General features: G+C 52.5%; 14 protein-coding genes and 2 tRNA genes. 3 read left to right on the forward strand and 13 right to left on the reverse strand.

What is annotated here, in order from left to right:
* On the reverse strand, positions 1-1,913 hold a 1,913-nt coding region (locus HMPREF9412_RS17815; RefSeq protein ID WP_009593053.1), incomplete at its 3' end, for an endonuclease MutS2.
* A 156-nt stretch (positions 1,914-2,069) separates the two neighbouring features.
* On the opposite strand from HMPREF9412_RS17815, the gene HMPREF9412_RS17820 reads away from it, so the two are divergent.
* Together HMPREF9412_RS17820 and HMPREF9412_RS17825 are read left to right on the forward strand one after the other, a co-directional pair.
* The gene (locus tag HMPREF9412_RS17820) at positions 2,070-2,429 is read left to right on the forward strand and encodes a phage holin family protein (RefSeq protein WP_009593066.1); all 360 of its coding nucleotides are present in this window, start codon (positions 2,070-2,072) and stop codon (positions 2,427-2,429) included.
* A gap of 323 nt (positions 2,430-2,752) precedes the next feature.
* A complete protein-coding gene (locus HMPREF9412_RS17825; RefSeq protein WP_009593061.1) occupies positions 2,753-3,139 on the forward strand; it encodes a cytochrome c oxidase subunit II in 387 nt (128 codons plus the stop codon).
* A 92-nt stretch (positions 3,140-3,231) separates the two neighbouring features.
* On the opposite strand, the gene HMPREF9412_RS17830 is transcribed toward HMPREF9412_RS17825, so the two are convergent.
* From HMPREF9412_RS17830 to leuB, 12 genes are all read right to left on the reverse strand, one after another.
* A complete protein-coding gene (locus tag HMPREF9412_RS17830) occupies positions 3,232-5,262 on the reverse strand; it encodes a cell division protein ZapA (protein ID WP_009593062.1) in 2,031 nt (676 codons plus the stop codon).
* A 259-nt stretch (positions 5,263-5,521) separates the two neighbouring features.
* On the reverse strand, positions 5,522-7,972 hold the full coding sequence (gene pheT, locus HMPREF9412_RS17835; protein ID WP_009593057.1) for a phenylalanine--tRNA ligase subunit beta: 2,451 nt from the start codon (positions 7,970-7,972) through the stop codon (positions 5,522-5,524).
* Positions 7,973-8,001: 29 nt separating this feature from the next.
* Positions 8,002-9,036, reverse strand: a complete 1,035-nt coding sequence (gene pheS / locus HMPREF9412_RS17840; protein ID WP_009593059.1) for a phenylalanine--tRNA ligase subunit alpha — start codon at positions 9,034-9,036, stop codon at positions 8,002-8,004.
* Between the two features lie 451 nt (positions 9,037-9,487).
* A complete protein-coding gene (gene abc-f, locus HMPREF9412_RS17845; RefSeq protein ID WP_009593064.1) occupies positions 9,488-11,356 on the reverse strand; it encodes a ribosomal protection-like ABC-F family protein in 1,869 nt (622 codons plus the stop codon).
* 606 nt (positions 11,357-11,962) lie between these two features.
* Positions 11,963-12,033: transfer RNA gene (locus tag HMPREF9412_RS17850), tRNA-Gly, on the reverse strand.
* Between the two features lie 78 nt (positions 12,034-12,111).
* Positions 12,112-12,185: transfer RNA gene (locus HMPREF9412_RS17855), tRNA-Pro, on the reverse strand.
* A gap of 182 nt (positions 12,186-12,367) precedes the next feature.
* Positions 12,368-13,333, reverse strand: coding sequence for an aldolase catalytic domain-containing protein (locus HMPREF9412_RS17860; protein ID WP_009593056.1), 966 nt, complete (start codon positions 13,331-13,333; stop codon positions 12,368-12,370).
* 78 nt (positions 13,334-13,411) lie between these two features.
* Entirely contained in the window at positions 13,412-14,929 is a 1,518-nt protein-coding gene (locus tag HMPREF9412_RS17865) for a leucyl aminopeptidase (RefSeq protein ID WP_009593054.1), read from the reverse strand.
* A gap of 78 nt (positions 14,930-15,007) precedes the next feature.
* The gene (locus HMPREF9412_RS17870; protein ID WP_009593063.1) at positions 15,008-16,132 is read right to left on the reverse strand and encodes an ATP-binding protein; all 1,125 of its coding nucleotides are present in this window, start codon (positions 16,130-16,132) and stop codon (positions 15,008-15,010) included.
* 326 nt (positions 16,133-16,458) lie between these two features.
* Positions 16,459-16,866, reverse strand: coding sequence for a hypothetical protein (locus HMPREF9412_RS17875; protein ID WP_036672645.1), 408 nt, complete (start codon positions 16,864-16,866; stop codon positions 16,459-16,461).
* Between the two features lie 276 nt (positions 16,867-17,142).
* Positions 17,143-17,682: a peroxiredoxin gene (locus HMPREF9412_RS17880; protein WP_009593058.1), complete on the reverse strand. Its 540-nt coding sequence runs from the start codon at positions 17,680-17,682 to the stop codon at positions 17,143-17,145.
* A 173-nt stretch (positions 17,683-17,855) separates the two neighbouring features.
* Complete coding sequence (gene leuB, locus HMPREF9412_RS17885) at positions 17,856-18,932, reverse strand: 3-isopropylmalate dehydrogenase (protein ID WP_009593065.1); 1,077 nt, start codon at positions 18,930-18,932, stop codon at positions 17,856-17,858.
* Between the two features lie 334 nt (positions 18,933-19,266).
* Here leuB and HMPREF9412_RS33105 point away from each other — a divergent pair.
* The coding region (locus HMPREF9412_RS33105) for a hypothetical protein (protein ID WP_217492365.1) at positions 19,267-19,534 on the forward strand (268 nt) is incomplete at its 3' end.

A 19,534-nucleotide genomic window follows, 5' to 3' on the forward strand; every position in this document is an offset into this window, starting at 1 on the left:
CTGCGCTGCTGCTTCGCAGAACGCTGGCCGCCCGTTTTCTTGCCCTGCTGCGGCTCGGCGTCATCCAGGCGCTTTCTGGCCGCGATCAGCTTGTGCTCCTTAACGGAAGCCCCTTCCTCCTGGGCAATCTTGCGCAGGTCCGCAATGATCTCCTCGGCTTCGCTCCGCGCCTTGTCCACGATCTGTCTTGCTTCCGCCCGAGCCTTATCAACGAGCTTGTCCTTCTGCTCCTCCAGCTTCTGAAGCTCCTGCTGGTGGCGTTGACGCAGCTCCTCCATTTCCTTCCGGACCTGTTCCGCCTTCTCACGCTCCACTTCAGCGGTATGCCGGTTCTCCTCGAGGGACGCAATCATATGCTCTACCCGCTGATCCTCTTCCTTCACTTCCCCGCGGGCGAATTCCAGAATGGATCCCGGCAATCCCAGACGTTCTGCAATAGCAAACGCGTTACTGCGTCCAGGAACGCCCACCAGCAGCCGATAAGTCGGACTTAGTGTGTTTATATCGAACTCCATGCTGGCATTGATCACGCCTTTGCGTTCATAGGCGTACGCCTTCAATTCGGAATAGTGCGTCGTCGCGATCATGCGGCAGCCCATGCGGTGGATATGCTCCAGAATGGAAATTGCCAGAGCCGAACCTTCCGCCGGGTCGGTCCCCGCCCCCACTTCATCGAGCAGGACCAGGCTCTTCGGCGTCATCTGGCTTAAGATGCGGATGATGTTGGTCATATGGCTGGAGAAGGTACTCAGGCTCTGCTCAATGCTTTGCTCGTCGCCAATATCCGCGTAAATCGCATCGAACACGCACATCTGGCTGCCTTCTTCGGCCGGGATAAACAGTCCGGACATCGCCATCAGGTTTAACAAACCGATCGTTTTGAGCGTAACCGTCTTACCGCCGGTATTCGGGCCCGTGACGATGATGGAGGTATAGGAATTGCCCAATTCCACGTCCAGCGGCACGACCTGGTCCGTCGGTATGAGCGGATGTCTGCCTCTGCGCAGCTTAATATATCCTCTGTCGTTCATACGCGGGAGCGAAGCCTTCATCACATGAGCTAAACGGGCTTTGGCAAAAATAAAATCGAGCTGCCCGATCAGATCGACGTCAATGGACAGCAGTTCAGCCTGCTCGCCGACCTGGGCGGTCAGCTTCTGCAGAATCACTTCGATCTCCCGCTCTTCCCGCATCCGGGTCTCGCGCAGCTTGTTGTTCATCGCCACGATGGACTCCGGTTCGATGAACAGCGTCGCGCCCGAGCCGGACTGGTCGTGCACGATACCGCCAAAGTGGGAGCGATACTCCGCTTTGACGGGAATGACGAATCGGTCGCCGCGAATCGTAATCAGCTGGTCCTGCAGCATCTTCGCCACCGATTGCGAACGGATCATGGATTCCAGCTTCTCGCGGATGCGTACCTCTCCGCCGCGCAGCTCCCTCCGAATTTGCGACAGCTCCGCGCTTGCGGAGTCCAGCACCTCGGCCGTTTCATCGATGCAGAGCCGAATGGCATCCTCCAGCGGCTTCTGCTCCGAAATAAGATCGCTTAAATTAAAGAGAATATCAATCTTCTCATCCTCATGAATCGCAGCGATAAACCGTTTGATTCGTCGCGACCCGTGAATCGTGTTCGACGTGGCAAGCAATTCATGCGGATTCAGCGTGCCTCCGATTCGGGCCCGCTTCAAAGCATCGTTGATGTCGGTAATGCCGCGGAAGGACGGGTTGCCCTTAAGCCTGTCTACGGTGTAAGCCTGGTCGGTGGCAGCGAGCAGATCCTTCACGGCTTCGAGGTCGGTCTCTGGCATTAACCTTTCCGCCCTCAAACTTCCCATGGAGGTTTGGGTATATTGCGTCAATGTATTTAAAATTTTCCGGTATTCTAAAGTGTGCAAAATCTTGTCGTTCAAGAAGTTCACAACTCCTCTCAATCAATGCCTATATTATATCGAACGCCATGCGAAATCGCCATGGAATCCAAAATCCTTCCACACATAACCTAACGTCCGATTGAACAAAATAAATTCTGCGTAACATTCCAGTCTTATTCTAAGGAGGCAGGTACCATGCAATTTCTCGGGCATGTCGTTCGATTTATCGTAGCGGCTCTCGTCCTTATGGTCGTCGGATGGATCGTCCCTCAATTCTCCGTCGGCGGATTCGGAAGCGCCCTGCTGCTTGCACTCGTCATCGCCCTGTTTGGCTGGGCTATCGAGGGCATCTTCGGCAAAAAAGTCACGCCGTTTGGACGCGGCATCGTGGGCTTCATTGTGAGCGCGCTTGTCATTTACCTGGCCCAGTTCATCGTCGGAGGCGTTAGCGTCTCCATTCTGGGTGCTCTGCTTGCTGCACTGGTCATAGGGATCATCGATCTGTTCATTCCGATCTCCACCCCGTTTGAAGCAGGCAAAAGCCGCAAAGAATAAGATAGAAGGCCGTCCGCTTCTGTCAAAGGATCCTGACGGAGCCTCTTCCTGAAAGATCCCAAGGTTTGCGGTTAAATCCATCGATGCATTCCCCACATCAACCCCCTGTTGCTATATGACAGGGGGTTGTCCGTGTTGGAGCAGGCTCCCGTCCTCTGTGACTATGTTTCCCCTACATTATAACGTAAATCCATAAAATTCGTTGCAAGCGCTTCACGTTCACCAATTTTTCATAACAGGCACGTGCGTCGACTCCCGTTCTGAGCTATCATAAAGATTGGAAATTAATTTTCACAATTATTTCATAGTCAGGAGAGATTATAGTGAAAAAAGGCATAGCACTACTTGTTTCATGTATGCTCCTTTTTGTATTGGCGGCCTGCGGCGGAAACCAACAAGAGTCCGAGGGCAATTCGGGGATCACGGATACCGGCGTAGCACCGGAAGCAGAACTCGTGATTAAAGGCTCCAACTTCCAATTTGACCAAGCCGAATATCACCTCAAAAAAGGGGTGCCCGTCAAGATTACTTACGAGAACGAAGACGGCAACCACGGCGTTATGATTCCTGCGCTTGGCCTGCAGCTGGACCGAAAGAACAACTCAACCGTCGTTACGCCTGACAAGGCAGGAGAATTCGAGGTTTCGTGTTCCATTATGTGCGGAGCCGGTCACAGCAAAATGATATCCAAACTGATCGTCGAAGAATAGAAGGCTTGTTATGCAAAATGAAAACCTCCGGATCGCCAGAGTTTCCTCTCTCTGATCCGGAGGTTTTTTCAGGTTCACATCTTCGTCATGGCCTAACGCTGATCCTGCTCAATCAACTCGATCCATTCATTATATTCAACTTGGAGCTTCGCATACTCTTCCTTCAGCTTGCGATGTTCTTCTTCAAGCTGTGCGGCTTGCTCCGCCTTCAATTCCTGTTCTGCCTGCAGCAGCCGATACTGGTGCATGACCAGCTCGTACTGTTCGCCAAGCTCGGAATACTGCTGTGCCGCTTCGCTTTTCTCGCCTTCCAGACGGTCGCAGACCTGACGCGCGGATGCAATCTCCTGCTGCCAGGACTGAAGCTCTTCTTCCAGCGCAAGCTTGGTTCGTTTCCATTCATCGCGCTCTGCGGCCAGCTTCTCGCTGTCTGAAGCCAGCTGTTCCCGTTCCGCCATCCATTGCTGGTATTGGTCCTGCCATTGAACGGCGCGTTCTTCGGACTCCCTCAGCTGCTCGCCAAGTTCGCTTGCACGCTCTTCGCTGGCTGTCGCCTTCTTGCGAAGCTCATCGAGCTGATTCGACACCGTATCGTATTCTTCTTCCAGCATGGCGTAGAGTTTGCCGGTCTCTTCCTCGCGGATTCCCGCGTCCTGGGTGAGTTTCTCGAGCTCTTCGTTGCGGAGCTGGAGCTCCTTCAATTCCTCCTGGGCGCTTCGGCGCTCGGAAAGGATCCGGTCCGCTTCGTCCTTCATGACATGGATTTCATCCTGAAGACCCTTCATTCCCTCTTCCAGGCTTTCGTTCAATTCCATCAGCTCGACGATTCTCATCTCGAGCTCGCCGGTCTCCTCCTTGCGCTGATCGGCCAGCGTCCGCCAGGATTGCAGCTCGCTGCTTAGACGCTGCAGCTCTTCCTGCTGCTTGCGGGAGGTCTGATTCGCATCCACCACAAGCTTCTGCAGACGTCGACGCTCTTCCTCCGACTTGCCGGATTCCTGCTTCAGGGCCTCGAGTTCCTTCGCCAGCCCTTCCGCCTTCGTACGGAAGGAACGCAATTCCTGCGAGGAAGCTTCAGCTTGCTGCTTGGACGAATGGAGCTCTTCCTTCAGCTTGTCCGATTCCGCTTTTACCGTGTTCAGTTCCTTCTCCGCGGTCGACAACCGCGAGTGCAGCTGGCCGCCGCGATTGCGCTGCTCGGCAAGCTGTTTCTCCAGATCCTGCACGGTCTTCGAGTGCTGCTGCTCCAAATCCTGTACGGTTTTCGAGTGCTCCAGCTTCAGATCCTGCACCGTCTTCGTATACTTCTGCTCCAGATCCTGCACCGTCTTCGTGTACTTCTGCTCCAAATCCTGCACCGTCTTCGAATTCTGCTGCTTCAGATCCTGCACCGTCTTCGAGTGCTGCTGTTCTTTCAAAAGCGCCTCTTGTTTATAAGTGCTCTCCTGTTTCTTCAACTGTTCAGCCAGCTTCTCTTCAGCCTGCTTCGCAGAAGTGCGCAAACTCTGTTCCAGCTTCTCAACGGCCTGCTTATGCGTGAGCGCGGACTGTGAAATTTGCCCTTCATAACGGCGTTTCATATCTTCCATCGCCTGCTTGTGGCCGCTCTCCAGCTTCTCGCGCTGCTCCTTAAGACGCATCTCAAGCTGCTGCTTCTCCTTCAGCAGTTCCGCCACCCGGTCGGATTCCTTCTGGAGCAGCTCCTTCGTACGCTCCGACTCCGCTGTCAGGTTCTCCTTGGATTTCCTGTATTCTTCAGCCAGCGTTGTCTGCTCCGCCAGCTTGCGCTCAAGCTGCTCCAGCTGCTGACGATGTCTCTCCTGCTGCTCGATTTGAAGTCCCTGCACCTTGGCCAGTTCCGTTCGCAGCTCATTCCGCTCGGCCGTCATCTGCTTGGCCTCGTTCTGATATTCCAGCTTCTGCAAAGCTTCTTCAGCCATATGTACCGCGGCAAGGACGGCAATGCGCGGGGTATCCAAACGGGAGTGCGCCTTGGAGATGGTACGCATGCGATCATCCACGTAATTGGCTACCTGTCTGGTATAATCACTGCTGTTTCCAACGAGTTTATAGGAAGTTCCGTAGATGTCTACGGTAACGCTTTTACGGTCAGATGTAGTCAAAATTGTGCCCTCCTTCTATTATGTGTAAATTCTATGATGTCTGAAATGGTCTATCCTCTGCATCCATTATATATGAGATAACATCTACAGACGAACCTCTAGAGTACAGACCGAAGTGTGGTATATGATAACACAGTTTTGTGCTTATAATTATGAACCCTGCGGGCCTTCCGATGCAAATCCCAGTTCAATTTAGAGCAAAAAAGCCCGCATCGAATCTCTGATGTAATGGATTCGATGCGGACGTTCACAATTCCTGCTATTTTCTTAATTCTGCGCCAAAAGTTTGCTGAAGGGCAGCGACTGCTTTTTCCGTAACCCCGGCAACCTCTTCATCGGTCAGCGTCCGCTCCTGATGGCGGTACGTCAAGGAGATCGCAACACTCTTCTTGCCTTCTCCCAGCTTGCTGCCCGTGAAGACGTCAAACACCTGAATCTGCTGCAGAAGCTCTCCGGCATTCTCTCGGATGACTTGGATCAGGGAGCCGGCTTCTACTTCCTCATTCACCACGATGGCAAGATCGCGTTCCATGCCCGGGAATCTAGGCAGATCGCGGTAAGCGACGCGGGCATTGGTCAGATCATAGAGCGGCTCAAGCAGGATCTCGGCGGCATAGGTATCTTCCAAATCCAGCTCCTGCTGCGTTTTTGGATGAATTTGTCCGAGCACGCCGAGCAGATGTTTGTTCTCGCCTTGACCTACGTAAACGGAAGCGGAACGTCCCGGATGGAAGCCTGCCGGCCCGTTCGCTTCGTAAGCAATGTCGTCAGCGCGAATGCCGAGATAATCGAGCACCGTTTCAAGCGCACCCTTCAAATCGAAGAAATCCACTTTGGCCGGCTGGACGTTCCACTGCTTGCTGCCTTTGCGTCCTGACAGCAGTAGACCGAGAACCGGACGCTCCTGCGGCTGCTTGGTCAACGTCTCCTCCTGCGTATGGAACAGGTTCCCTATTTCAAACAGGGCCAGGTCCGGCTGCTTGCGGTTATGATTATACACCGCGATATCCAGCAGCTGCGGCAGCAAGCTGGTACGCAGCACGCTGCGGTCCTCGCTCATCGGCATCGCCAGCTTAACCGCCTTCCCGCCTTCCGATAGGGAAGTGAACACTTCCGCTTGCTGCGGATGAATGAAGGAGTAACCCAGAACCTCCTGGAATCCGCTGTGCGTCAGCAGACGGCGAAGCGAGCGGCGGATGGCCTGCGCTTCCGTCAACGAACCCGGCGTCGTCGGTCCTTCAATCGCCGTGGTCGGAATGTTGTCATAGCCATACAGGCGGGCAACCTCTTCGATCAGGTCTACATCGAGCGTAATATCGCCGCGGCGGGAAGGCACTTGGATATCCACCAATCCCTGGCCCGCATCCCCGCTAGGGAAATGCAGTCGGGAGAAGATCGTTTTGACCTCAAGCAAAGACAGCTCCGTGCCCAGATAACGATTGAGCTTCTCCAGCGACAACGTAATCACGGACGGCTCGGTTTGCGCACTTCCTGCTTCGACGATTCCTTGATGCACGGACCCTCCGGCATATTTCGCCATCAGTGCAGCCGCTCGGTTCAGAGCAGGGATCACTGCGGCCGGATCCACTTCCTTCTCGAAGCGGGAGCTTGCCTCTGAGCGAAGTCCCAGCTGACGGGAGGTTTTGCGGACGGTGCCGCCATCGAATTTAGCGGACTCCAGGAAAATATTCACCGTTCCGTCCGTTACTTCGGAGTCCAGGCCGCCCATAACGCCAGCCAAGGCCACCGGCTTGCCGCCTGCCGTAATCACCAGCATATGCGACTCCAGATTCCGCTCCGCGCCATCCAGCGTCACTATCGTCTCGCCGGCCTCAGCCATGCGCACGTGAACCGCCCCGTCTTTCAGCTGATCCGCATCAAAAGCATGCAGCGGCTGGCCGTATTCCAGCATCACATAATTGGTAATATCCACAATGTTATTGATCGGACGCACGCCGGCTGCCATCAACCGGTTCTGCATCCACAGCGGGGAAGGAGCGATCGTTACGCCCGTGATATAGCGTGCAGCATAATGGCTGCACTGCTCATCCGCACCGATCGTAACCGAGATATGATCGGCTGCTGCATCATGAACCTCCAGCATTTCCTTCTCCGGGTTCGGCAGGCTCAGCTCGCGGCCGAGGATGGCGCTCACTTCGTAAGCCGTGCCCAGCATGCTGAGGCAGTCGGAACGGTTCGGCGTCAGGTCCAGCTCCAGAATTTCATCGTTCAGGCCCAGCACATCCACAATCGGTTTGCCGATCTCCGTGTCAGCCGGAAGCACCAAAATCCCCTCCTGCAGCTCTTTGGGCAGCAGTTTGTCATTCATGCCCAGTTCCTTAGCCGAGCAAATCATGCCTTGGGAGAGCACGCCGCGCAGCTTGGCTTTCTTGATATCCAGCCCGCCCGGCAGCTTCGCGCCAACAAGCGCTACCGGCACCTTCTGGCCAGCATCCACGTTTTTTGCTCCGCATACGATCTGGAGATCTTCTTCCTGGCCTGCATCGACGACGCACACGTTCAGCTTATCGGCATCGGGATGCTTCTCCTTGCTCTTGACGTAGCCTACGACCACGTTGTTAATGCCTTGATTCCGTTTCTCGATCACATCGATTTCAATGCCGGCCGATGTAATGCGGCTTGCCAAATCCTCTGAGGTTACGCCTTCGAGCGAAATATAATCGGACAACCAATCGGTTGAAACTCTCATTGTCTATTCACTTCCCTTTATCGTTAAAATTAGATCCGCGTGAACTGATTCAAGAATGCCGTATCGTTGTTGAAGAAGTGGCGGATGTCATCCACGCCGTATTTCAGCATGGCAATCCGCTCAACCCCCATGCCGAAAGCAAATCCGCTGTACTTCTCAGGGTCATAGCCGCCCATTTCGAGCACCTTCGGATGAACCATGCCGCAGCCTAAAATCTCTAGCCAGCCCGTTTGCTTACATACGCGGCAGCCGCTGCCGCCGCATTTGACGCAGGATACGTCCACTTCCGCGCTGGGCTCCGTGAATGGGAAGAAGCTTGGACGCAGACGGATCTGCGTGTTATCGCCGAACATTTCCTGAACGAATTGCAGCAGCGTCCCTTTCAAATCGCTCATGCGAATGTTCTCGCCGATCACGAGACCCTCGATTTGATGGAACTGGAACGAATGGGTCGCGTCATCGTCGTCCCGGCGGAATACGCGCCCAGGACAGATGATTTTGACCGGCGCTTTTCCTTGCATCGACAGCATCGTCCGGGCTTGCACCGGGGAAGTCTGGGTCCGCATCAGCAGATCTTCCGTCAAATAGAAGGAATCCTGCATGTCGCGTGCCGGGTGGTTCTTCGGCAGATTGAGCGCCTCGAAGTTGAAATAGTCCGTCTCCACCTCGGGTCCTTCCGCTACGCGGTATCCCATCCCGATGAAAATATCCTCGATATCCTGGATCACCTTGCTGAGCGGATGCACCGCACCTTGGCTGAGCTTGCGACCCGGAAGGGTCACGTCCACTTTCTCTGCGCGCAGACGCTCTTCGGTTTCCTGCTGCAGGAACGCTTCCTGCTTGCCCGAGATGACTTCCTCGATCGCGCCGCGAACGTCATTGGCCACCTGGCCGATAACGGGACGCTCCTCTGCGCTGAGTGCTCCCATGCCGCGCAGGATTTCCGTCAGGGCCCCTTTTTTGCCAAGGTATTTCACCCGCAAATCATTCAGCTGCTGCGGATCGGTAACATCCTGCAATTGCGCCAATGCTTCCTGCTTTAAAGCTTCCAATTTTTCCTTCATGGCTATTCGCACACCCCTTTGTAAACTCCATCATTGTTCTGAAAACAAAAAAGGCCTCTCCTCCCGAAAAGGGACGAAGAGACCGTGGTACCACCCTTGTTAACATGCATCATACCCTAACCAAGACGGCAAAAGCCTTGGACACAAGTATGCCTCATCATGCTCACTTGACCGACGTAACGAATCGGACCCGTTATCCCCTACTCAACCGACGGGCTGCCGTGTTCAGGGAACTGCTCCGGAGCGAACTTCACCAGCCTGATTCTTTGAGGGACACTCTCAATCCACGGCATCCCTTCCCTGTAAAGAGGCACTGGCTACTTTTCTCCATCCATGCATTTAGAACTTATGCAAATATATAGGGTTTATTATATGCAACCTTTCGGCATATGGCAAGTTTCATTTCCCCATTTTAACCTCATCGGACCGATTTTAATCGGGATCCTGGGACTTAATCCGATAAAAGCCCGGCAAGCTCGGCCCGCAGCTCCCTAATTTCGGCAAGCCAGCTCGCCTCATCCCCGGCCTCCAGTCCATCAGCGGATAACCCCAGCAATTCCTGAATCCGGTACTCGAGCTCCATCCGGCGATTGTCCTTCTCCGTATCTCCCTTGATCACCCCGGTTCGCGAAGCCTGTTCCTCCTCCTCGCCGACGCTTCCCTCGAACCATGCGGGAGCATCCCCAGGCTTCAGCGTAAGCAGCCGATTGGCGATTTTGCGCACCAGATACCGGTCATGCGATACAAGCGCGATTGCCCCCGGAAAGCTTACGAGCACCTGTTCAATCACTTCTCGGGTGTCCACGTCCAGGTAATTCGAGGGTTCATCCAGTACAAGGAGATGCGCCCCGCTGAAATACAGCTTGAGAAAAGCCGTTCTGCACTTCTCCCCCATGCTGAGCTGTCCCATCTTCTTAAACACGTCGTCTCTCCTGAAGAGAAACGAGCCCAGCAGGGTACGCGCACGGCTCTCCGTCATGCCGGGAATGACAAGAAGGCTGTCCAGCAGCGTGGTTTCCGGTTCAAGCCCCTCAAGCTCCTGCGAAAAATAGCCGATCTTGACGGAAGGATTCCGGGTAATCCGGCCTTCCTGCGGATCGATCTCCCCCAGCAGCAGCTTGAGCAGCGTCGTTTTCCCGCTTCCGTTGGGGCCTCTTACGGCCAGCCGGTCGCCGCGGTTCAAATAGAAGGTGAGCTTATTAAAAAGCGGTTGATCTCCGTATCCAAAACAGATGTCCTTCACTTGGACCAGGGTTCGGCCGCCGAATGCCTCCCCTTCCAGCTCCATGTTCAGCTTGGGCCCGCTGCGCGGCTTATCCACCCTCTCGGCTTCCAGCCGTTCCAGCGCTTTTTCCTTGGCATGGTATCTGGAGATGTTCTTCTTCGCTTTGGCCTTGTAGAAACTGGCGGTGATCTTGACTTCATTCACGTCCCCGGCCGCGTTATGCGCTTTATGGAACCATTCCTCGTATCTTCGGATCGACTCCTCAAGCGCCTTGCGGGCCAGCTCCTGCTTGCGATAAAGCGTCTCCTGCTCGCGCAGCTCGCGTTCCTTTTCGCGCCGGTAATCCGTGTATCCTCCCCGGTAACGCCGGAGTTCCTCCGACGTCAGCTCACAGACGGCGGTCGCCACCCGGTCAATGAATTCCCGATCATGGGATACAAACAGCACCGTTCCTTTATAGGACGACACCAGCCACTGCTCCAGCCAGACCAGGCTTTCACTGTCCAGATGGTTCGTCGGCTCGTCAAGCAGCAGAAATTTCGGGGCCGACACCAGGAGCGCCGACAGCATCACCTTCGTTTTCTGGCCTCCGCTCAGCTCGCGATAGGACACCGGCCACACCTCCGGCCCGATGCCCAGCATCGTCATCGCTTTCTCCACCTCGGTCTCCCACTGGAAACCGTTCTGGGATTCATAACGCTCCAGCAGATTGCCATATAACTCAAGCAGCTGCTCCATTTCCGCAGCGCTGCCGCCGTTCATCCCTTGCTCGATTCCCGCAAGCCGAAGCTTCAGCTCCCATAACGTTGGATGACTGCGGCTGCGCACCGTATCGATCGCACTCATATCGCCTTCCTCCGGTTCATCCTGCTGTCTCAGCCAGCCCCAGCGCTCTCTTGGAAGGATCGCCTCCACAACGCCGGAGGTCGGCTCAAGCTCACCGGCCAGGATGGAGAGGAGCGTGGTTTTGCCGGTACCGTTGCGCCCATACAGCGCGATCCGCTCTCCTTCGGCTACTTCCAGCTGAATGCCTTCAAACAGCGGCTTTCCTTGAAGTTCCATGCTGATATCCTTCGCTTTTAGAATCATTGTCATATCGTCTCATCCTCTCTCTGTGAAAAACATCAAAAAACCGCAGGCGATGGCCTGCGGCGGATGTTATGAGAGAGGATTCGTTTGGATCTGAATAACGGGACGAATGCGCGCCACAGCTCAATTCTTCGGCTGTTCATTCCAGGCCAGCCCTGACGGGTATGGAGATGAAAGGGCCTTACCCTTCGCCCGCCAATAAAAGCAGCAATCCGTTCCGTATATGTGATTGGTATTGTATCAGAGTACCGTTTCCGACATAACAAAAAGAGGTACCCCAGTCACATTGTTCAGACACGCCAAATCTCTCCCTCTACCGCCGTAGAGAAACGCCTGCAAAACCACATGCAGTTGTTTTAGAGAAAAGGGTGTCTTACTTCATTGGACTAGGTTACCTCGCATTCTTGGAATGAAATTATGGCCATTATAACAGATATTTCTAAAATGTAAAAGGGCTATCTGCGGAGCCTGCGTCCTATAACAGCCAGAGATCCTTGATAACTCAAGGATTTACTACTTTGCCCCGTCTAAGATAACAAGCAGCTTCTGCAGCCAGTTATGCAATGAAGCAACAAAAAAACCCTTGGTACCAAGGGTTTCCGTCTAACTAAAAGCGGGTGATGGGAATCGAACCCACGCTACCAGCTTGGAAGGCTGGAGTTCTACCATTGAACTACACCCGCATATCCACCTACAAAAGTGACGCTATGCTTTGGAGCATATGCCGAATACTTTTTGCGAGGCCCTAAATCATAAGCGAATCGGGACGACACGATTTGAACATGCGACCCCCTGGTCCCAAACCAGGTGCTCTACCAAGCTGAGCTACGTCCCGATAATCAACATATTGTCTTTTGAAGACAAAAATAAATATACCATGCGTGACAAGCAATTTCAACATGTATTTTATGGAAAATGCCTTCTTGGGCACTAGAAAGCAAAAAGCACCCTTCCGAATGGGGAAAGATGCTGCACTTTCATACACTTATATAAGATGCAAAGACGCCCTAGTCATCCTTACTTCTTTTTGTCGAAGGTCACTTCCGGCGTCGTCAATTTATCGTAAAAATCCACAATTTTGTCTTTATCGTCCGAAGCGCGAAGTGCCATGGCGGAGCGCGGATGTTCGTCCAGGGTGCCTGTAATCATGTAGGGCATGATGTAACCCCACTCCTCTTTTTCGCGAAGAGGGATCATGAAGCGCTCAATAATGTCCAGTACCGGGCGCAGCTCGTACTTCGTGCCTTTCAAATGGGTAACCAGAAGCTCGGTCGGACAGTTGCCGGCTGCACGGCCCATGCCGTATACGGACGCATCCAGAAGCTCAACGCCGAGGTCGGCGGCTACCAGCGTGTTGGAGAACGCCAGCTGCATATTGTTATGGGTATGAACGCCAAGACGTTTGTTCGGCAGATGCGTCTTGAACTTATTTACCAGGTATTCCATGTCTTTATGATCCAGGCTTCCGTAAGAATCGACGATGTATACCACATCCACGACGCTCTCCCTGATCATCTCAAAGGCTTCCAGCAGCTCATTCTCCATCACGTTGGAGAGGGCCATAATGTTCAGCGTCGTCTCGTAACCGCGATCATGGAAGGTCTGAACCAGCGCAAGCGCCTTATCCACGTCTTTGATGTAACATGCAACGCGGATGAGATCCAGCAGGCTCTCCTCTCGCGGCAAAATATCATCCTCATCCACCCGGCCGATATCGACCAGTGCGGACAGTTTGGTTTTACCTTTATGGGGAATAACTTCTCGAAGGAATTCATCATCCAAAAAACGCCACGGGCCGGCTTGATCAGCGCCTTTTAGGAGCTTAGGCGAATTTTTATAACCGATTTCCATATAGTCCACGCCAGCCTCATTCAGGCCTGCATATAAATTTTGCACGAATTCTACGCTAAAATCCCAGTTGTTCACCAATCCGCCATCGCGAATGGTACAGTCTACAATCTTTGTCTGACTACTCTTAATCATTCTAAGCTAAACTCCTCTCGGCAATTTTCTCTTCATCATACTTGAATGCCGGTTGAAAAGTAAAGCATAACATGTGCATCAATCCTTGACGGCCTCGGCCTCTCTGAGTATCCAGTCGCTGATGGTTCGGACGAGCACGCCGGTTGCCCCTCTGGGATCCACGCCCCGCTCCTTGGACAAGTAAGCCGTACCTGCTATGTCAAAATGAACCCAAGGCAGCCCGTCAGCAAACGTACCCACAAAAAGACCGCCCGTGATCGTCCCGCCTTCTCGCCCGGTTTGATTTCGCAAATCCGCCACCTCGCTCTTCAATTTATCCCAAAACTCCGGATAGGATGGGAGCGGCCATATTTTTTCGCCGGCCCTACGGGAAGAAGCGATAAGCTCCTGCAAAAAGGTTTCGTCATTGGTTACGGCCCCGGTGGCGATATCCCCAAGCGCCGAAACGACGGCCCCGGTCAACGTGGCCACATCAATCAGGCGCGAAGCACCGAGCTGTTTGGCATGGGTTACTCCATCCGCGAGCACGATGCGGCCCTCGGCATCCGTGTTCAGCACTTCGACGGTACGGCCGCTCAGCGTCGTCACGATATCGCCGGGTTTAAAGGCGCCGCCGCTCATCACGTTCTCCGCAGACGGGATCACCATCACGACATTCGCCTTGGGGCGAATACGCCCGAGAGCCTCCATAACGCCAAGCACTGTAGCCGCCCCGCCCATATCGCTGATCATATCCTCCATTCCGGCTGCCCTCTTCAGCGAAACGCCGCCGGTATCAAATGTGATCCCCTTGCCGACCAGGCCGATCACATCGTCCCATGTCTCCCGTCCCTGATAACGGATCGTAATCATGCGCGGCGGATGTATGCTGCCTTTCCCTACGGCCAAGAGGCCGCCCATTCCTTTCTCGACCATGGCTTCCTCATCCAGGACCTGTGCTTCGAAGCCGTACCGCTTCGCCAGCTGAAGCGCCTTCTGGGCCAAGTCTTCCGGTAACAGTTTATTGCCGGGAAGGTTCGTCAAATCTCGTGCCAGGCAGGTTGCTTCTCCAATCGCTTGGCCCAGCGACATGCCTTCCTTCCACGCGGCTTCAAATTCCGCTTCCGTATTTCCTTCAATATAATAGAGGATTTCTTCTAAATCCGTACGTTCGGAAGCATCGCGTTTATAATGCGGTTTCCGGTAGCTTCCCAGGATAAATCCCTCGGTTAAAGCCTGAGCAGCGTCGCGGGGCGTCTGTTCGGCGGTGATGCTGACCATCGTATGCGGAATTTGAATCGCCGCGCTGCGTATTCCCGATTTTACGGCCGCCTTAGCTGCTTGAGCCGCAACCAAACGCAGCTGCTCGGATGTCAGGATCCCTTCGGGACGGCCTACCCATATTAACAGGCGCGATCCGCTCGAAATGCTCTCCGGCCATACGAGTGACCGGTTGACGGTGCCGTCGAACAGCCGGTTCTCCGCCAACTGCTTTAATAGCGGATCCCAGGCCGCGGAAATGCCGCCCTCCTTCGCTTGTTTTTTAGTAACGGGAACGATGATGGCATCCGCTTGTACTTGCCCGGCTGTTAAATTGCTTTCATATGTCCATTTCATGTCTCTTCTCCTCCTAAAAAAGAAAAAGCCATTCCATTGGAACAGCTGCTCTTGTATTCAAATCGGTTGCATATCCTCTTAGACTTCCGACACGTCCAGCTTGGGAAACGTGATCACAAACTCGGTCCCGGCCCCAACCTGGCTATCCACGGCAATGGTGCCGCCATGGTTTCGGATGATGCTGTAGCTCACGGACAATCCAAGTCCCGTGCCGCTCTCTTTCGTCGTAAAAAAGGGATTAAAGAGGTGGTTCAGCGTATTCTGATCCATGCCGCCCCCGTTATCCGAGATACAAATGTTAATATGTTTACCCGTGTCACGGGCTGAAATATCAATCATCCCGGTAATGTTCTCGTCATGATGCTCATTTATGGCGTCGAGGGCATTTTTAATAATATTCAGAATCACCTGTTTGATCTGCTTGACATCAACGGAAATAAACGCAGGTGGGGTCTTATCGGTATGTAGATTGATCTGGCATCCCTTCATCAAGGCTTCGCTCTCTGTTAATAGAACAACTTCCTTCAATAATGAGGATACGGATACAATCTTGGTCTCTGGAGCCGAGGGTTTGGAGGAATTGAGAAATTCGTATATAATATCGTTTGCGCGATCGATCTCCGTTAGTATGATTCTGGCATACTCGTCCTTTCCCAAACTTACGAGATGCGGACGCAGCAGCTGGATAAAGCCTCGAATGGATGTCAGCGGATTTCGGATTTCATGGGCAATGGAAGCCGAGATTTTTCCCAGCATGGCCAGTTTATCGTTCTGATAAGCGGTTTGCTCAATTCGTTTGAAATCCGATACATCCTTCACGCTGATCAGAAAATCGCCTTCCATTTGGTCCCCATACGTCATCGTGATCAGCCACGATCTGCCGAATTCATCAACCAATTCATGGAATCTTCGGCGATGGAATACCGTTTCCCGAAAAATGCGAAGTATTTTTTTCTTCTTGAATCTGGAGAGCTGGGGATGACGCAATAGCTGGGTCAGCGTACAGCCTGTCAGCGATTTACGGGATACGCCTAACAGTTTTGCCATCTGCACGTTAACAAATGCCAACACTCCATCACTATCAAAGAGGATAATCCCGCTGTCGAGATTCTCCAGTATGTTCTCATACTTGTTCCTAATAAGCTGACTGGAATGAAATGAACGAATTGCCTGCAGCTCAGATTCACGGATTTGACTCAACAAGATGGCTCCCCCTTTTCTTGAAAAGTTGAACTCACCAAACCGACAAAAAACATGCGAAAAAAATGAGCTTGTCCGCCTCTGAATCAGAAGCAGCCCGAATCTGCTTCCTTCCATGATAGTCATCGAAACAAAGAATCGTCAATCAGAAATCCTGTCGAAAAATGGATAATTGCATAAAAATACCATTGTCATTACTTATGTATTTTGGTTTATGTAATTGATATAACACCCGTCATTGCACAGCTAATGTAATTGATTACCCACATTCGCTTGATTTGAAACATTAAAAAAGCCCCGGACATTCACGAGGCTTTATTAATCCCTAATTAAGGCTGCTTCTGGAGTCGGAGCCTGCGCTGGCTCATCACGGCAAGCCGTCTTTTCAGTTCGCCCTGCCACTTCTCGTCCTCCATCCATTTGGCAACCACCAGGAGATCCAGCGACATATCAATCTGACTCTGAACAACCGTGAGCGGATCCTCCGACTCCCGATTGATCACATTCTCAAAAATGGCATCCTCATCTTCCATCACGTAATCCTGAAAATCCACCTGGGATGCACCGTCACCATGGGCATATTCAGCCAATATCTCATACTCATTCTCAACCCGATGATGAACCTCGACGCGATGGCAGACCGGACAAGACAGTAGGGGAACATTATGTACTTGAGTGCGATAATGCTTCAGTGTACCCTTTGTACCCATCATACTAGCCCCACAGCAAAAACTCATATCGTTCACCCTCCTTTTGTGGATTCTCAATCGTTTCAATATTGTATTCGCTTTCAGGCAGGCTAATTCCTTCATGAAAAAAACCTTGATTTAAAATTTTGGCATGATTTCCTAATCATAAGCCGGCCAACCTATTTATTTAATTATATATTAACGCAAGCGCGGTTTCCTAAACAAAAGTCTTCCCCTATTTCATCCAATAAAACCAGAGTGAAAAAACCCCCATTACCTGCAAGTAATGTCAGGTAACGAGGGTTGCTATTTCATAAAATAAAATTACAGGTTGCTGTCGCCCGGCTTCCAGTTCATTGCGCACAATCCGCCGGATTGCAGTGCTTGAAGCACGCGAAGCGTTTCTTCTACGCTGCGGCCAACGTCGTTATGGTTAACAACTTGATATTTCAATTCGCCTTCTGGATCGATGATGTACAGGCCGCGCAGAGCAACGCCTTCTTCTTCGATCAGAACGCCGTAGTCTCTAGCTACGTTCTTGGTGATGTCGGAAGCCAGCGGGAAGTTCAATGCTCCCAGACCGTTAGCTTCTTTAGCTGTGTTGATCCAAGCTTTGTGGCTGTGAATCGAGTCAACGCTCACACCCAGGATTTCCGTATCCAATGCTTTGAATTGATCGTAAGCATCGCTGAGAGCCGTGATTTCAGTTGGGCATACAAAAGTGAAATCCAGCGGATAGAAGAAGAATACGAGCCATTTGCCGCGGTAGTCGGACAGGCTGACTTTACCAAAATCTTTACCGTCTCCTGATACAGTTTCCATTGTGAAATCAGGAGCCGCTTTACCAACCAAACGTTCTGCCATGATTGAATTCCTCCTTAACATATGTAAGAAAATACGTGTATTTTCTACATGGTATGTTCTATGAACATTTAATAGAAATGTTATCATCGAGGCTAATCAAAGTCAAGATTGTAGACGTTACTTTATTATAATTATTATAAATAAGAAGTTTTCTTGAACGCTCGCTTCTTCTATTAACGGATAGCCGCGGCAATCAAATCGCCCATCTCCGTGGTGCTGAGCGCCTTGCTTCTATCAACGGCAATGTCTGCCGTCCGGTGTCCTGCATCAAGCACCTCGGCAACTGCGCGTTCAATGGCGTCAGCCGCATCCTCGTATCCGAACGTCAGGCGATACATAAGCGCTACGGAAAGAATCGTTGCGATCGGGTTCGCCAAGCCTTGGCCGGCAATGTCCGGAGCCGAACCATGTACCGGCTCGTACAGACCGAAAGCTCCTTCGCCCATGGATGCGGATGCCAGCATGCCGATGGATCCTGTCAGCATGGCTGCTTCGTCGCTCAGAATGTCACCGAACATATTCTCGGTTACGATGACATCAAAGCTGGACGGGCGGCGCAGAAGCTGCATCGCGCAGTTGTCTACCAGCACGTGCTCCAGCTCGACGTCCGGATATTCAGGAGCGATGCGGTTTACGGTTTCGCGCCACAAGCGGGACGTTTCCAGCACGTTCGCTTTATCGACGGAAGCCAGCTTCTTCCGGCGCTTCTGTGCAATCTCGAAGGCTTGATGCACGATGCGCTCTACCTCGGCGGTATTGTATACGCAGGTATCTACCGCTTCTTCTCCGCCTGCACCTTCGCGTCTGAACTTCTCGCCGAAGTATATGCCTCCCGTCAGTTCACGAACAACCATCAAGTCGGTTCCTTCCAGAACCTCAGGCTTCAGTGTGGATGCATCCTTCAAGCAGTCAAAAATGACGGCCGGACGCAGGTTCGAGAACAGGCCAAGCTCTTTGCGGATGCCGAGCAATCCGGTTTCCGGGCGAAGCTCCTTCGAGTTGTTGTCCCATTTTGGTCCGCCTACCGCACCGAGCAATACCGCATCGGCGCTTTTGCATACGCTCAGCGTTTCTTCCGGGAGCGGCGTTCCTTTCTCGTCGATCGCAATGCCGCCAAACAACGCATGTTCCGTCGTGAATGAAAGTCCGAATACCTCTTCGGTACGCTTAATGATTTTCTCCGCTTCCGCCACTACCTCAGGACCGATGCCGTCTCCCGCGATTACCGCGATTTTTTTCGTTTCTGCCATCCTTCGTCACTCCTTATTTATATATACACTGGTCGTATTTAATCATCTAGTTACTGTTGTAACATACTTCCCCCTCGATTGACCAAGATATAGAAACTATGAACTTAATTCGTTTTGCCTATAAGTAGGGGGAATGTGATCAGGGAGACAGCGCGAAGAAGTGCCTAAGGCGATAAGACTTAATGCGAGTAAAGCTTAATCGTGGGTGCTTTTATGCGTGGTCTACTTGTATAGGAGCGGCTTTAACGAAAGCAGCTTTATGCGAGAGCAGTTTATGCGAGAGCAGCTTATGCGAGAGTAGCTTATGCAAGAGCAGTTTATGCGAGAGCAGCTTATGAGAGAGCAGCTTATGCGAGAGCAGCTTATGCAAGAGCAGTTTATGCGAGAGCAGCTTATGCAAGAGCAGTTTATGCGAGAGCAGCTTATGCGAGAGCAGCTTATGCGAGAGCTTCGAAGAGTTAATCTGGGGAAACTCCGAGTACGTATCGTTCCTCCAATCGCTGTTGTCGCCGAATTTCTGGATTGCATGTTAGGGGTTGAAATTCGGCTCCAAAGGCGACCGCTCCGCTTTTCCGGAATCGATTCGTCCTCTCCGCTGCTTC

The organism is Paenibacillus sp. HGF5, from assembly GCF_000204455.1.
In the GTDB taxonomy this organism is placed as follows: Bacteria; Bacillota; Bacilli; order Paenibacillales; family Paenibacillaceae; genus Paenibacillus_AQ; species Paenibacillus_AQ lautus_A.